At 40.2% G+C, this 14,642-nt stretch carries 15 protein-coding genes; 5 read left to right on the top strand and 10 right to left on the bottom strand.

The features are described 5' to 3' along the window. Positions 1 to 293 precede the first annotated feature (293 nt). From ftsY to ACFOSE_RS01145, 6 genes are all read right to left on the bottom strand, one after another. On the bottom strand, positions 294 to 1,694 hold the full coding sequence (gene ftsY, locus ACFOSE_RS01120) for a signal recognition particle-docking protein FtsY (protein ID WP_380429379.1): 1,401 nt from the start codon (positions 1,692 to 1,694) through the stop codon (positions 294 to 296). Between the two features lie 9 nt (positions 1,695 to 1,703). Further along, the gene (locus tag ACFOSE_RS01125) at positions 1,704 to 2,522 is read right to left on the bottom strand and encodes a Cof-type HAD-IIB family hydrolase (protein WP_380429382.1); all 819 of its coding nucleotides are present in this window, start codon (positions 2,520 to 2,522) and stop codon (positions 1,704 to 1,706) included. Next, positions 2,523 to 3,320: a Cof-type HAD-IIB family hydrolase gene (locus ACFOSE_RS01130; protein WP_380429385.1), complete on the bottom strand. Its 798-nt coding sequence runs from the start codon at positions 3,318 to 3,320 to the stop codon at positions 2,523 to 2,525. 146 nt (positions 3,321 to 3,466) lie between these two features. Further along, on the bottom strand, positions 3,467 to 3,853 hold the full coding sequence (locus ACFOSE_RS01135; RefSeq protein ID WP_380429388.1) for a DUF4430 domain-containing protein: 387 nt from the start codon (positions 3,851 to 3,853) through the stop codon (positions 3,467 to 3,469). Continuing rightward, positions 3,834 to 4,340, bottom strand: coding sequence for an ECF transporter S component (locus ACFOSE_RS01140; RefSeq protein ID WP_380429391.1), 507 nt, complete (start codon positions 4,338 to 4,340; stop codon positions 3,834 to 3,836). Before ACFOSE_RS01140 ends, ACFOSE_RS01135 begins: the two co-directional genes overlap by 20 nt. 244 nt (positions 4,341 to 4,584) lie before the next feature. After that, complete coding sequence (locus ACFOSE_RS01145) at positions 4,585 to 5,706, bottom strand: vitamin B12 independent methionine synthase (RefSeq protein WP_380429394.1); 1,122 nt, start codon at positions 5,704 to 5,706, stop codon at positions 4,585 to 4,587. Between the two features lie 242 nt (positions 5,707 to 5,948). On the opposite strand from ACFOSE_RS01145, the gene ACFOSE_RS01150 reads away from it, so the two are divergent. The 5 genes from ACFOSE_RS01150 (at position 5,949) to ACFOSE_RS01170 (ending at position 9,407) form a co-directional block, all read left to right on the top strand. Beyond that, positions 5,949 to 6,803, top strand: coding sequence for a glycoside hydrolase family 25 protein (locus ACFOSE_RS01150; RefSeq protein ID WP_380429396.1), 855 nt, complete (start codon positions 5,949 to 5,951; stop codon positions 6,801 to 6,803). Between the two features lie 88 nt (positions 6,804 to 6,891). After that, entirely contained in the window at positions 6,892 to 7,869 is a 978-nt protein-coding gene (locus tag ACFOSE_RS01155; protein ID WP_380429398.1) for an N-acetylmuramoyl-L-alanine amidase, read from the top strand. Positions 7,870 to 7,914: 45 nt separating this feature from the next. Then, a complete protein-coding gene (locus ACFOSE_RS01160) occupies positions 7,915 to 8,388 on the top strand; it encodes an aminoacyl-tRNA deacylase (protein ID WP_380429401.1) in 474 nt (157 codons plus the stop codon). A 2-nt stretch (positions 8,389 to 8,390) separates the two neighbouring features. Beyond that, the gene (locus ACFOSE_RS01165; RefSeq protein ID WP_380429403.1) at positions 8,391 to 8,756 is read left to right on the top strand and encodes a YccF domain-containing protein; all 366 of its coding nucleotides are present in this window, start codon (positions 8,391 to 8,393) and stop codon (positions 8,754 to 8,756) included. A 12-nt stretch (positions 8,757 to 8,768) separates the two neighbouring features. Further along, positions 8,769 to 9,407 carry a histidine phosphatase family protein gene (locus ACFOSE_RS01170; RefSeq protein WP_380429406.1) on the top strand — a complete coding sequence of 213 codons (639 nt, stop codon included), beginning with the start codon at positions 8,769 to 8,771 and terminating at the stop codon, positions 9,405 to 9,407. A gap of 54 nt (positions 9,408 to 9,461) precedes the next feature. On the opposite strand, the gene ACFOSE_RS01175 is transcribed toward ACFOSE_RS01170, so the two are convergent. From ACFOSE_RS01175 to ACFOSE_RS01190, 4 genes are all read right to left on the bottom strand, one after another. Then, complete coding sequence (locus tag ACFOSE_RS01175; protein WP_380429408.1) at positions 9,462 to 10,217, bottom strand: class I SAM-dependent methyltransferase; 756 nt, start codon at positions 10,215 to 10,217, stop codon at positions 9,462 to 9,464. Positions 10,218 to 10,489: 272 nt separating this feature from the next. Then, complete coding sequence (thrS, locus tag ACFOSE_RS01180; RefSeq protein ID WP_380429410.1) at positions 10,490 to 12,433, bottom strand: threonine--tRNA ligase; 1,944 nt, start codon at positions 12,431 to 12,433, stop codon at positions 10,490 to 10,492. 247 nt (positions 12,434 to 12,680) lie between these two features. Beyond that, positions 12,681 to 12,998, bottom strand: a complete 318-nt coding sequence (locus ACFOSE_RS01185; RefSeq protein ID WP_380429412.1) for a MazG-like protein — start codon at positions 12,996 to 12,998, stop codon at positions 12,681 to 12,683. A gap of 306 nt (positions 12,999 to 13,304) precedes the next feature. After that, positions 13,305 to 14,642 carry a glycosyltransferase family 4 protein gene (locus tag ACFOSE_RS01190; protein ID WP_380429414.1) on the bottom strand — a complete coding sequence of 446 codons (1,338 nt, stop codon included), beginning with the start codon at positions 14,640 to 14,642 and terminating at the stop codon, positions 13,305 to 13,307.

Raw genomic sequence — 14,642 nt, forward strand, 5'->3', positions numbered from 1 at the left:
CTTTACATTTCAAGACAAAAAATTAGCATTTTAGGATAAATCTATCGCCTTCTTTTAGTATTCAGATATACTAGTCATTAGATGTAACATTTATAAAATATAAACTAGATTACTTTTATTCTTTTTCCAATGTAATCATTCTTTCCTAATTTACCTTTAATTTTAAGAGTAATCTAACTGAGTAAATATTACATCCTATACTACTTCTTTACCTATCCTGTTTGACAGGATAGCGCAAACAAAAACACCCGCCCTCCCAAGCGGGTGTTTTTGTTTTACTCTTATCAATCATTTTAAATAATTCCAGACAAAAGACCTTGCATAAATTCTTCAGACTGAAATTCACCGATATCATCAATTTTTTCACCAAAACCGATAAACTTAACTGGAATATCTAATTCTTCACGAATGGCCAAAACGACACCGCCTTTGGCTGTTCCATCAATTTTCGTTAGCACGATACCTGTCAAAGGAGTGATTTTTGAAAACTCCTTAGCTTGACTGAGGGCATTTTGCCCAGTTGAAGCATCAAGAGCTAACAGAGTTTCATGCGGTGCATCCGGCACTACCCGTTTGACAATGCGACCAATCTTTTCTAGCTCTGCCATAAGATTATCCTTATTTTGCAGACGACCAGCTGTATCAATCAAAAGGATATCAACGCCTTGCGCAACAGCCTGCTCCATTCCATTGAAAACAACACTAGCTGGATCAGATTTTTCAGGCCCTGTGATAACAGGAACATCAACGCGACGCCCCCATTCAACCAATTGAGCCACAGCTCCAGCACGGAAGGTATCAGCAGCAACCAGCATGACCTTCTTGCCTTCTCCTTTGTATTTATGAGCTAGTTTTCCGATAGAAGTCGTTTTCCCAACACCATTGACACCGACAAAAAGCATAACAGTTAGGCCATCTTGGAAATTGATCTGCTCATTGAATTGTCCATCTTTTTCATAGATATCAACTAGCTTTTCAATGACAACGCGACGAATATCTTCTTTTTTCTTGGCATTTTCCAACTTGACCTCAGACCGAAGATCCTCTGTCAAATTAGTTGCAACCTGAACGCCGACATCGGAAAGAATGAGCAATTCTTCTAACTCTTCAAAAAACTCTTCATCAACTCGACGGAAATTAGCGAAGAAAGCATTGAGCCTAGCTCCAAAGCCTGTTCGAGTCTTTTTAAGGCTGCGGTTGTATTTTTCCTGCTCAGTTTCTTGATTTTCTTCAAGGCTGGATTGATTCGAAACGACTTCTTCTTTGGCAGTTGCTTGAGCCATCACGACTTCTTCATCCGATTGAGAAGTTTCGTCAGTCTTTATTTCAGACTCTTGTTCACTTGTTTCTGAATATCCTTGATCTAGTTGGCTACCTTGCTCTGGCTCGGCTTCATTATCTTCAGTTTGTTCAGCAGTTTCAGCCATTTTAGCTTCTAGGGCTGCCTTATGAGCATAATATTCAGCCATAAAATTTTCAACAGCCTTTGCAGAAGCCTCTTCAGTGGATTCGGCTGAAGCATCCTTACTGCTAACTTTTTCTGCTAACTCTGAAGTAATTGACTGATCAGACGGTAAAGGTTTATCTGTTCCTACTGAATGCTCATCTGTTTCTTGAACAGTTGTTTGGGACACTTCTGATGGTTTGTCTGAGTTTTCTTGATTGTTTCCAAATAAGCGGTCAAATAATCCCATAATATCTCCTTACTTGTGTAAAATATAGTGATTAACAGCTTGAGTAACACCGGATTCCTCATTGGTTCTTGTAGTAACAACATTAGCTTTGGCTTTGACGCTAGGAACTCCATTAGCCATAGCGACACCAAGACCAGCCCATTCTATCATGCTTAAGTCATTTTCCTCATCACCAACGGCCATAACCTGACGTCTATCAAGGCCGAGATGTTGGCAAAGTAGTTGTAAGCCTATCGCCTTATGAACACCCTTTGGCATAATCTCCAGAATAATATCACGCGACTTAAACACTTCATAATCTTCACGAAATTTAGCTGGTAACAGAGCAATCCGCTCATCCAAATAGGCTGCGTCACAGACCGTCACGATCTTATTGTAGACAATATCTCTTGGGAGATCGGCTAAGCTAGCAATTTCGACAAAAGTCAACAGAGGGTTCGCCGTATGGTAGAGAGACTTGTACCCCTGACTAGGAATACTATAGACAATTCCCTCACTGAGAATATCAACAGGTAGACCTAAGGGCGACAAAACATCATGAATGGCTTCTAAATCCTCAAGACTAAGTGCCTTCTTGGCTAGGACTTTACCATTATTGCGTTGCACCAAACCCCCATTGAAGGTGATGCTGTAATCATCGGAGTTATTCAAGCCTAGTTCTTCCAACAAGTTACCAATAGCTGCTAGTGGTCGACCTGTAGTAATAACAACCTTGATACCTTGTTGATGGGCTTCTTTCAAGGCTCTAATATTTTCTGGGGTCACTTCTTTTTTACTATTAAACAAGGTGCCATCTAAATCTAGCGCCAAGAGTTTGATATCTGTCATTTATTCTATCAATCCTTCCATATAACTAATAACCGCTTGATCATTGCAGTGACCGATAACCTCATTGGCTAGATCTTTAATTTCTTGACGGGCATTAGCTGTAGCAATGGCTGTTCCAGCAAACTGCATCATCTGATAATCATTCATATTATCACCAAAAGCAATGACCTGACTTGCTTCTATGCCTAGTTCCTGACACATGGATTTCAAACCGGTTGATTTATCAACGTCTAACAAGATAATATCCACAGACTTAAAACCGGTCGTCAAGGCAATGGCTCCTGATAAATGCTCATTAAGCCAAGATTCACGATCAGCCACAGTTTTCTGAGTAAAGTTGACTGTTATTTTAAAAATATCATCATCAAGGTCAGCTAAACTATCGACAGGCTGGACATTTTCATAATAATGCTTAACAAATTCAATGTAGTCTGGGGATGAACTTTCTAAAGTATAAGCTCCCTTTCGACCGGATAAGAGGTATCCGGTCATATCAGGTAAGACATCCAGCTGCTGAGCAATACGCATATAGAAAGCCTCATCCATTTGAGCTTCAAAAAGGACCTGCCCATCGTACTGAACGAAAGATCCATTTTCGGCGACAAAAGCCATATCATGCTCAAATCCTGCAAAGATCTTTTTCAAGGCTAACATGGAGCGACCACTGGCTACGGTAAAAAGCTTTCCCTGCCTTTTATAGGCTCTTAACAGCCTATGTAGACGTTCTTCGTCGAAACTACCATCTTCCTGTAAAAAGGTTCCATCCATATCTGTAGCGACTAGTTTGATATCCGGCACTGCCTTCTCCTTTGTAAAAACATTTATAGTTATTGTAGCAGAATTTCCTATAATTTTCCCCTTTTTTTCCATAAACTATCCAATAGATTGCAAACACTTATTAAAATTTAAAAAATATAGAAGCCAGGTATCCCTAGCTTCTGGACTTATTTATAAACATCCTGATAAAATTCAATCTTATCGCCGTTCTTAACCTTAATTTGGTTAGCAGCCTTAGGTGCGAGCTTATCATTGATTTTGAACATCCAATATTTCCCGGCAGATTCATCTTGTGCTGTTCCATTGATTGAGGTGATGAAACCATTTTTTTCCTCAACCTTGGCATGAGCCTTTAAGACATCCATTACCGTATCCCCTTTTTTAAAAATGAGGTCTTGGTTCTTCTCACCGTCATTCGATTTGATGATGAGGGTTATCTTATTATCTGAGTCAGCTTTACTATTGTCAGCTGTCTTATCAGACTTAGCATTACCACAAGCCACCAAAAGCAAGAGGGATAGAACGATAGCCAAACTAGTCAATATTTTTTTCATGGGGGAGCCTCCTAAAAATAGTTAAGATAATGGGATAGAATAGGGCGGTGGAAATAGCGTGTAAAAAATTGAAGTAAATACCATTTAAAATGTAGGTCCAGACTGGCACATTGTAAATGTAGGCTGAGCCAATATCTAGCAAGATACCATATAAAATAGAAAGACAGGCTACTACGATAATCTGGAGAGAGGCTGATAGCTTAAATGGCAATTGTTTTAAGAATGGATAGCTGAAATACCAGATGATACAAAGCAGGGCAAAGACTAGCATTTGTCTGGCAACGACTTCACCAAAACCTATCAAGAAACCTGTCAACACCATGGTCAAACTCGACAAAAAGATTCCATCCCACAGGCCATAAGCAATGGTCACCACCAAAAAGATAGCAGTGATGGGCTGAATATTGGGTAAACTTGAAAAAGCCTCTCTCAGCACAATACACAGAGCCGTCAACAGAGCCAGTCGGGTCAATCTCTTAAGCGCCATAGCACCTCCTTTCACTACTTCTATTAGTCTATGATAGAAAACTAGGGCTGTCAAGTCGGTAAAATACTTCAATTTTAAACTAATAAATGCAAGGACTTAGTGAAATAAATCCTAAAAGTTTTGATGTGCTAAAAAATACCCCACACAGTGATATTGACAAACTCTGATAGCAACATCACAGTAGTGGAGCACTCATTATTCTTTTTAGAGGACGATGGAAAAATCATTGGGTGAGTTATCTTATTTACTCACCGTCTCCCCATACCTTTTGGGTAATCGTTCGAATCAGTTGGAGTTTCTTCCATTCATCGGCTTCGGTTAAGATATTGCCTTCCTCAGTCGAGGCAAAACCGCACTGGGTTGAAATACCAAGATTCTCAAGAGGGATTAGCCGAGCTGCTTCTTGGATACGAGCAATTACTTGATCTACATCTTCAAGGACAGGACTCTTAGAAGTAATCACCCCTAGAATCAATTGGACCTGCTTACGACCATTCCAAATATCTGTCAGAGGAGCAAAGCTCCCGCTGCGGGCATCATCATATTCTAAGAAGAAAATATCATAATTGAGCTGACCGAGATATTTAGCTACCGTATCATAACCACCTTCAAATAGATAGGTAGACTTAAAGTTGCCACGACAGATATGGGTAGCCAAGGTTAGATCTTCTGGCAGTCCAGCTAGAGCTTTATTGATAGTGTAGACATCATCTTTAGCTATTTTTTGTAAGCGAGCAGTTTCTTCCGGATCATTTTTATGGTCTTCAAATTGTTGGATGAGATAACCCCAAGTCGTATCATCCAGTTGGACATAGCGAGCACCTAGGTCATAAAAATGTTGAATGGTATCGTGGTAGGCCTGAGCCAGACCATCTAAAAAGTCCGTCCAACTGCCATAATAATCCAAAGCCAAATCACTGCGATAATCACGTTCAATGACTAAAGATGGACTTGGAATAGTCACCTTGGGAGTGATACCGTTGGGTGTGATAGATTTTAAGTACTCAAAATCACGATAGAAAGGGTGCTGAGGATTTTCAGTCACTTTACCATTTAAACGAACATTGGTTGTCCGAGTCTTAGCCCCGTGGAATTTATAAGAATCTTTTTGTTGATAAGCTTCAAAACCATTTAAATTCCATAGAAAATCAAGATGCCACCAAGAGCGACCAAATTCACCATCAGAGACAACCTTGAGCCCATTTTCAATCTCATGACTGACAAGATTAGCTACCAATTTATCTTGGATAGTCAAAAGCTCTTGCTGGCTAAGCTCTCCTGCGGCGTATTGTTCACGCGCTTCTTTCAAGTCTGCTGGTCGTAAATAGCTTCCTACATGGTCAAAATGGTATTTAATTTTCGTCATAATCGCTTCTCCTTCATATTATGCCTTTATCAGGATAGGAACATCCTGATAATTGCCCTTATTTTATCACTAAGCTATATAGTTGTAAAATATATATTTTTTATTATTTTACATAGTTATTAACTATACATCAGATTTTTTTATTCTCATAGAGTCACTAATTAATGATTCTATTCTCAAAGCAACCTATTTCAGTTATACAACTTTGATTTTTTTAGACTTTTACGCTACAATAGTTTTTAATGAGAAAAAGAATTAAACCGATTGTCGTTTATGTCTTTCTAGGTTTGATTGGGATTTTCTTGAGTATTGCAGCTGTGACAGCCAATAATCTACAGAACTCTACCCTAGAGTCTGCTAAAAAGACTATTCCTTCTGCAACGTCAACACCTCGCTCAAAGACATCAGCGCCTAGTTCATCGGACGACGATAACTTAAATCTTGATCCGATTGTTGATTTATCGGGCTGGCAGCTTCCTAAACAAATCGATTATGACACCCTATCTCAGAATATCTCAGGGGCTATAGTACGTGTTTATGGTGGTTCTCAAATCTCCAAGGATAGCAATGCTGCCCATTCGACTGGTATTGATAAATCGTTCAAGACACATATTGAAGAATTACAAAAGCGTGATGTCCCCGTAGCTGTTTATAGCTATGCTCTGGGGGGCTCTGTTAAGGAAATGAAGCAAGAAGCCCAAACTTTCTATAAGAACGCCTCCCCTTATAAACCTACCTATTATTGGATTGATGTCGAAGAAGAGACCATGAAAAATATGGATAAAGGAGTTGAAGCCTTCCGCGCTGAATTAAAGCGTCTAGGAGCTCAAAAAGTAGGAATTTATATTGGGACTTATTTCATGACTGAGCAGGAAATTTCAGTGAAAAAGTTTGACTCTGTCTGGCTGCCAACTTATGGCTCTGATACTGGTTATTATGAAGCACAGCCAGAGACCGATGTTGATTATGACCTTCATCAGTATACTTCTCAAGGTTGGTTGCCAGGCTTTGATGGAGCCGTTGACTTGAATCAAATCAACCCTAATAAAGACACACGTCAGGTATTTGAAAAGCTCTTTGGTGACATCAAGGAGTAACAACTAGACGTCATCGCTAAATCACCAAGGTTGGAGACTTTTTGTCCCAACCTTATTTTAAACGCTAATCAAAAGGGAAAAGAAAACAATGAGCACGAGCATTTTCAAAAGCTGGACTGGGATAAAAAAGAGTAAATATGGCAGAGAATATCTACTAGCAGGGGCCGGTATTATCATAACTCTTGGTCTCAGTATCTTCCTTTTGAAAGCCTATGTTTTTTACGGCAAATCAGAACTTATGTATTCTTACCAAGCTGACATTCAGATGACTTCTCATGCTAAACAGACGAGTGCTGTTTATACTGATATTCATACGCTCAAGGGAACTGCTGTTGTCTCATCAGGGACGCCTTTAACAGTGATCGGTTACGATGTTGTTAAACACAGGATGGAAAAACAGGTTTACGCCCGAATCAAGATTGATGATGAGATCTTTTATATCCAAGCCAAGTCCCTAGCCTTAAAACAAGATAATCCCGTCAATGCCTACATTGCACGTCTAGATTACCCCAAGGTCGAAATAAAAGAAAATATTTATTCTGGTTTTAAAAAATCACCCTACCAGACAAAAACAGGAAAAGCGGCTGGTATTGTTATTCATGATACTGGAACAGAAAATTCTACTGTCAAAGATGAAATTACTCATATGGAAAATCAGTACGCTGACAGTGGAGTCTTTGTCCATACTTTTATTGATGACAAAACGATTATGACCATTGCCAACCCTAATTACGAAGCCCAGGGAGCAGGCCTTGAAGCCAATCCCTATTACCTGCAGTTCGAGATGACCCATGTCTATACCAAGCAAGCTTTCACCAAACAAATTGCCAATGCTGCTTATTATACGGCCTATATGCTCAAAATTAACAATTTGGCGGTAACTTTAGGCAAGAAAGATGGATCCGGAACAGTTTGGACCCACGATAGAGTTTCTCGTTATCTTGGCGGAACCAACCATATTGATCCCAAGGACTATTGGTCCGATTCTGCCGGTCAATTCTTTGGTAGTAGCTATGATGAAGAGGATTTTATCCAACTAGTACAGACCTACTATAATCAGCTGTAATATGCTATAATGGAGCAGAAAGATTAGTGATTTTTAGAGGAAATAATGGCGAAAAAAGCTAAAATCAAAAAGACCTTGGTCGATCAGATTCTGGACAAGGCTAAAATTCAACATGATTCCCTGGATTTTAATGGACTTGATGGTGACTATCCTGAGGGTATTGAAGCAGCTAATATTTTTAAAACTTTAGCGCTAACTGGTGACAAAACCGGTCCGATTATCGGCATTCTTCCCATCACAGAGCATCTATCCGAAAAGAAATTAGCCAAGATTTCAGGCAATAAAAAAGTGAGTATGATTCCACAAAAAGATCTGGAAAATACAACTGGCTATATCCACGGGGCCAACAATCCCGTTGGTATCCGCCAGAAGCATCGCTTCCCTATCTATATTGATAATAGTGCCTTGAGCATGGGAAAGATGATTGTATCAGCTGGAGAATTAAAGCGTTCCATTCGCATTGATAGCCAAGAGTTAGCTGATTTTGTCTCGGCAGATTTTGCAGATATTAAGGAGTAATTATGCGCCTATTAGGTAATTTAATTTGGTTTCTCTGCTCAGGATTGTGGTCGGGGCTCGCTTGGTATGCCATTGGGATACTGCTCTGCCTCACAATCATTGGGATACCCTTTGGTTTACAATGCTTTAAAATTGGAAGTTTCGGTTTTTTCCCTTTTGGCAAAACAATTGTTCCGTCTTCTCGTTTTTCAAATCTACTCTTTAATCTTATTTGGATTTTCCTCTTTGGCTGGGAGTTAGCACTTATGCATCTAGTCAGTTCCGCCCTGCTTTGCCTTACAATTATCGGCATCCCCTTCGCTCTACAATCTATCAAAATGGCTGGAATCAGCCTCTTACCTTTCGGTGTTACTATTACAGAAATTTAATTAGGAGAAAACATGCGCTTATATTTTGTCAGACACGGTAAAACTCAGTGGAATCTAGAGGGACGTTTTCAAGGAGCTAATGGAGATTCACCACTTTTAGAACAATCTATTCGGGATCTAACAGAACTAGGTCGCTATCTATCAGATATTCGTTTTGATAAGATCTATACCAGCGACCTTAAACGAGCCAAGGAAACAGCCTTAATCATTAATAAGGAGAATCGATTCTCTACTGATATCTTTCCGGAAAAAGCTCTGAGGGAATGGGGCTTAGGACGGTTAGAAGGTCATAAGATTTCGACGGTCACTTCTATTTATCCCAAACAGATGCAGGCTTTTCGCCATAATCTAGCCAAATTTGACAATACCTTTTTCGGAGCTGAATCGGTCTATCAGGCTACGCAAAGAGTGGCTAAATTCGTAGCAGGCCTAGATTATCAAACCGATCAAAATGTCCTCTTGGTTGGCCATGGCGCCTGTTTTACGGCTGCTATCAATTATCTTCTTGGTTTAGAACCTGCACAATTACGGGAAAATGGGGGATTGGATAATGGGAGCCTGACCATTTTAGATAGTCCAGATGGTCAGCACTTTGAATTAATTCGCTGGAATGATACCTCTTACCTAGATAACCAAGGAGAGCCATCATAATAAAAGACGAATAGAAACTCAAGAATTTTATATTCTGGTTTTCTATTCGTCTTTTTATATCAACTTTTTAAAACCGTAATGAAATTTCTGACTAGGTTTAAGTTGACGCTCAAAACCAAATTCTTCAAAAACTGAGTCTCGAAAATGGGCTTTGATAATAATTTTTTCTTTAGCCACGCGCTGGGCTTCCTTCATCAAGTCATAGCTTAGGGGACTCGTGTTTGCCAAGGGGCTCAATGCTTCAAGATTGCTAGATTCAACAATCTTTTCAGAAAACATAGGGTCTATATAAACAATATCAATACTCTTATCAGGCTGCTTACTCAAATAACTAGTAGCCTCTTGATTGATCGTTTTTATAGAGCGCATAGCCTGATTGAGTTGAGGATTCTCTGACACAAATCGCTGCAGTCCCTGACTGACTACCAAATAGATGAGGGGATTAGACTCTAGTGCAGTAACCAGATGTCCAGCATAAGCCATCACTAGACTATCGCTAGCAATACCCATTGTCGTATCCAAAACAATTTTTGGAGTAACTCCTAGAAGATCCAGCAAGGGATCGTGTTGAGCCTTAATACGGAGCATAGCCGTATCGGGATGAAAATAGAGCTTACTCCCATCTCGGTTGACAAAAACTAGTTGATCCTGATAAACAGTCAGTATCCCCTTATCATAGATTGCTAGAAGTTTACGGATAGAACGTTTGCGTCGCTCAATATAAATCACGCCATACTGTTGGGCTAGTTCCCTAGCTTGTTGAACCAATGAGGGATTTTGACCAAGACTAGTCGTTACAATAAAATCCATAATCTCATGACAACTCCTTTTCTGCTAACTTAATATTTTCTTTCACAAATCCTCAACCCTAATCACACCCAGAAGAATCTTTTACATCGTTGGTTTAGGAAAATCGATCTTCTCTTTTCAAATTTCGTTAAAACCAAATTTTCTAATTCTTTATCTGACACATTTTCTCCTTACACTTTCTGAAAGTTATTTGATCACTGTACTTCTCAATCGTTTGACAATACGATTATAGCAAAAAGAAGCCTTAAGAGACTTCTTTTGTGACTCATTCATTATTCGGCGGGTTTAGATTTTCTCGCAATATCTGCTAGGATGTTGTCAATAAATTCTGCGATGCTTTCAGTATGAGTGATTTTGCTACCGTAACGACGGACATTGACCGCTCTTTCTTCCATTTCCTTGTCCCCAACAATCAATTGATAAGGAATTTTTTGCGTTTGTGAAGCGCGGATCTTGTATTGCATTTTTTCGTTGCGGTCGTCTACTTCTATGCGAATACCGTGATCTTTGAGAGTCCTAGCAACTTCCCAAGCATAGTTGAGGTGAGCCTCATTAGAGATTGGAATTACCGAAACTTGTTGTGGGGCCAACCAAGTTGGAAAAGCCCCTTTATAGGTTTCAATCAAGATAGCAGTGAAGCGTTCCATGGTTGAGATAACTCCGCGGTGAATCATCACAGGACGATGTTCTTCCCCATCGGCACCCGTATATTTAAGATCAAAGCGCTCTGGCAACAAGAAGTCTAACTGGATGGTCGAGAGGGTTTCCTCATTACCGAGGGCAGTCTTCACTTGGATATCAAGTTTTGGACCGTAAAAGGCTGCTTCTCCTTCTGCTTCGAAGTAGTCCAATCCCATATCATCCATAGCATCTTTCAGCATACGCTGTGCATTTTCCCACATAGCGTCATTATCATAATATTTGTGGGTGTCTTCAGGATCACGGTAGGACAGACGGAAACGATAATCCGTCAAGTTAAAGTCTTCGTAAACATCAAGAATTAACTGCAAGGCCCGTTTGAATTCTTCTTGAATTTGTTCTGGTGTCACAAAAATATGACCATCATTCAAAGTCATTTCACGCACCCGTTGCAAACCAGAAAGGGCGCCAGATTTTTCATAGCGGTGCATCATGCCAAGTTCAGCAATACGAATTGGCAATTCGCGATATGAATGTACATGGTGTTTATATACTTCAATATGGTGCGGACAGTTCATTGGACGAAGAACAAATTCCTCTCCTTCTCCCATATCCATAGTTGGGAACATATCTTCACGATAATGGTCCCAGTGACCTGAAGTTTTGTAAAAATCAACTGAGGCCATTGGTGGCGTATAAACATGTTGGTAACCCGATGCCAATTCCTTGTCTGTAATATAACGTTCTAAGGTACGGCGGATTGTTGCACCGTTTGGCAGCCAGAATGGTAGACCTTGACCGACTTCAGGATTGATCATGAACAAATCCAACTCTTTACCCAATTTACGGTGATCGCGTTCCTTAGCTTCCTCCAATCGTTGAAGATAGGCTTTGAGATCCTTCTTATCAAACCAAGCAGTACCATAAACCCGCTGCATCATAGCATTATCACTATTACCACGCCAATAAGCACCAGCTACATTGAGCAGTTTAAAGACTTGGATACGACCTGTTGAAGGCACGTGAGGACCGCGGCAAAGGTCGACATATTCTCCTTGACGATAGATGGTCAAACCACCTTCATCTTCGGAATGTTCCTCAATCAACTCTAATTTATAAGGGTCGTTCTCAAAGATTTCCCTTGCCTCATCCTTAGTCACTTCTTCACGGATTGATGGGAAGTTTTCTTTGATGATTTTCTTCATTTCCTCTTCGATACGAGGCAGATCCTCATCTTTAATTTGACCAGCTTCATTATCGGTATCGTAGTAAAAACCATCTTCAATAGCTGGACCGACACCTAAATGAATATCGGGGAAGAGACGCTTAGCTGCTTGGGCAAACAGATGGGCTGCCGAGTGGCGCAAAATAGGCAGAGCATCCTCATGATCAGGTGTCACAATTTCAAGACTACCATCTTCTGTTATAGCTCGAGTTGTATCAATCAATTTGTCATTGAATTTACCAGCTAAGGTTTTTTTAGCCAGAGAGTTACTGATAGATTGTGCAATTGCAAAAGTAGTCGTACCAGATTCAAATTCGCGTATAGCTCCATCTGGGAAAGTAATGTTTATCATAATTAAGATACCAAGTCCGACAAGAAAACAACTGAAGAATAAGAAACTGATAGGAAATCCTGATTTCCTAAGCAGTTTATCTTTTTTCCGAGTTTTCCGGACGGGTTCAGTTCCTTTCTATAAATTTTTTGTCTGTATACCTTTAGTGGTCGGCAGGCAAGCTGCGGCTGACCAAGTCATTTCATTGCTATAATTGGAGACTTTGTCGCTCCTCTTACTCGGCGAAAATAGTGATAATTAGCTCACTTTAGTCGTCAATATGTAGCTGCTTTTCCTTCTCAGACAGAAAAGTCTCTATTTCTGTCTGAATATCTACATCCAAACGGTCGGCTAATTCCAGCAGCCACCAGATATTTTCAGCTAATTTTTGTTCCAAAGTATAGGGCGTTTCATCATAATAACGACCCCGTTTGGTCATCACTAGACGCTGGAGATTGCCAATATCATTACTAAGAGCCAGGAGGTCTTCTTCTACCGTCCATTTGGACTCATGATGCTTGATTTCTAATTCATGATACGCCTGTCGAATCGCTGAGCTGCGACTAATAAGTTCATCTGTTAACATTGAAAGCCTCTCTTTTTTGTAAAAAATAAAAGCGACCTCCTAAAAGGACGTCGCAACGTGGTTCCACCTTCATTTATCTAGGACAAAAACTCAGCCTAGACCTTAGATCGGCTATATCGTGGCCACCGTTTTATGTTTGCATAAAAGCTAGGAAGGAGTATCTTTTGATAGGTCTGTGCTTTCTCACCGGCCAAGCACTCTCTTAAAGACCAAACACAAAAAACATATCTTCACCCTTTATTATAGCAGGAAGAAATTTAATTTCAAGTCATACCAATTTCTGATTTACGTATCTCATTGTTGACACTACTCGTTCAAAAAGTCCCAAATAGATTTAACCATTTTTCGCGGTGCCTTGACGACCTTACGTGAGGTTCTAACAGTTGTCTGTGCGGCCTTTTTGGGCAGACGGACAGCAGATTTAACCAAACGCACCGAACGGTCTGTCGGACTTCCTTTAACTGTTAAAGAAAATTTACTGCTACGCTGGGTAGAATGAGAAATCAGTACATCCAGATAGAACTCATGGATCGATTTAGCAAAATGGCCTGCTGAAACCTCATAGCGTTTGCGATCCAACTGATCAGGAGTCAAATCCGGAGTCAGGGCAATAGCATCTAAAATTGTATCAGCCAAATCCTTATCATGATAAAAGAGGTTACCAAACATGCGGTTGGTGATCAGATCATCCAGATAGGGATTGCCATGGGCAATAATGGGTGTTCCCATCGCTAGACTTTCAATATAAGTTAATCCTTGTGTTTCACTGGTTGAAGCACTGACAAAAAAATCAGCCGCCTTATAATAGACCTTCGTATAATCATGGGGAATCATACCTGTAAAAATTACTGCATTATCAATCTCCAGCTTTTGGGTTTGTTTCTTAAGCTCAGAAAGATAAGGCCCATCTCCCACGATAATCAGCTTAACCTTATCATTTTCAGCTAAGACTTGAGGTAGGGCAGACAAAACCCCTTGGATATTTTTTTCGGACGAAATACGCGACAGGCTGAGCAGCATGGTTTCATCATCTGCTATGCCCAGATCAGCTCTCACTTTAGCGATATCAGTATCTGTAACCTCTTCACAGGCAAAATCTTCCAGCGGAATACCTGTTGGTATAACCCGCTTAGGAATTGTCACCCCATAACCATCCAAGAGACTTAAAACAATCCGACTAGGACAAATAACGCCGTCAAGGTCATTGAGATAGCCTCGCATAATATATTTAACCATGCTGGGACGAATCAATCTTCCTTTGGCAATATAGTCTACATAATCTTCATACTGAGTATGGTAAGTATGAACTACTGGGATATGGAGAGCAGCTCCTACCCATTTTCCGAGTAATCCTAGACTAAACTCTGTCTGTGTATGGATGATATCAAGCTGATATTCTTTGGCAATCTTGTAAGCAGTAACGACCCCTCGGTAGACGACCCGACGATCCGTAAAGGAAACAAAGGGCACACTCGGTAAACGGATGATGGTTGGGTCTTCATAGCGCTTAACGCCCTTGTCTGTACCTGTAAAAATATAAACCTCATGTCCCTTGGCTTCCAAGGCTTCCTTTAAAGTCCGAATACTGGTTGCAACACCAGAAACTTGGGGAAAATAGGTATCGGTAAATAATCCTACTCTCAT

The organism is Streptococcus dentapri (assembly GCF_042649885.1).
Classification (GTDB): Bacteria; Bacillota; Bacilli; order Lactobacillales; family Streptococcaceae; genus Streptococcus; species Streptococcus dentapri.

Bases quoted from the DNA above. Each gene is read 5' to 3' on its own strand.
- ftsY (WP_380429379.1), bottom strand. From the start codon at position 1,694: ATGGGATTATTTGACCGCTTATTTGGAAACAATCAAGAAAACTCAGAC.
- ACFOSE_RS01125 (WP_380429382.1), bottom strand. From the start codon at position 2,522: ATGACAGATATCAAACTCTTGGCGCTAGATTTAGATGGCACCTTGTTT.
- ACFOSE_RS01135 (WP_380429388.1), bottom strand. From the start codon at position 3,853: ATGAAAAAAATATTGACTAGTTTGGCTATCGTTCTATCCCTCTTGCTT.
- ACFOSE_RS01140 (WP_380429391.1), bottom strand. From the start codon at position 4,340: ATGGCGCTTAAGAGATTGACCCGACTGGCTCTGTTGACGGCTCTGTGT.
- ACFOSE_RS01145 (WP_380429394.1), bottom strand. From the start codon at position 5,706: ATGACGAAAATTAAATACCATTTTGACCATGTAGGAAGCTATTTACGA.
- ACFOSE_RS01150 (WP_380429396.1), top strand. From the start codon at position 5,949: ATGAGAAAAAGAATTAAACCGATTGTCGTTTATGTCTTTCTAGGTTTG.
- ACFOSE_RS01155 (WP_380429398.1), top strand. From the start codon at position 6,892: ATGAGCACGAGCATTTTCAAAAGCTGGACTGGGATAAAAAAGAGTAAA.
- ACFOSE_RS01160 (WP_380429401.1), top strand. From the start codon at position 7,915: ATGGCGAAAAAAGCTAAAATCAAAAAGACCTTGGTCGATCAGATTCTG.
- ACFOSE_RS01165 (WP_380429403.1), top strand. From the start codon at position 8,391: ATGCGCCTATTAGGTAATTTAATTTGGTTTCTCTGCTCAGGATTGTGG.
- ACFOSE_RS01170 (WP_380429406.1), top strand. From the start codon at position 8,769: ATGCGCTTATATTTTGTCAGACACGGTAAAACTCAGTGGAATCTAGAG.
- ACFOSE_RS01175 (WP_380429408.1), bottom strand. From the start codon at position 10,217: ATGGATTTTATTGTAACGACTAGTCTTGGTCAAAATCCCTCATTGGTT.
- thrS (WP_380429410.1), bottom strand. From the start codon at position 12,433: ATGATAAACATTACTTTCCCAGATGGAGCTATACGCGAATTTGAATCT.
- ACFOSE_RS01185 (WP_380429412.1), bottom strand. From the start codon at position 12,998: ATGTTAACAGATGAACTTATTAGTCGCAGCTCAGCGATTCGACAGGCG.
- ACFOSE_RS01190 (WP_380429414.1), bottom strand. From the start codon at position 14,642: ATGAGAGTAGGATTATTTACCGATACCTATTTTCCCCAAGTTTCTGGT.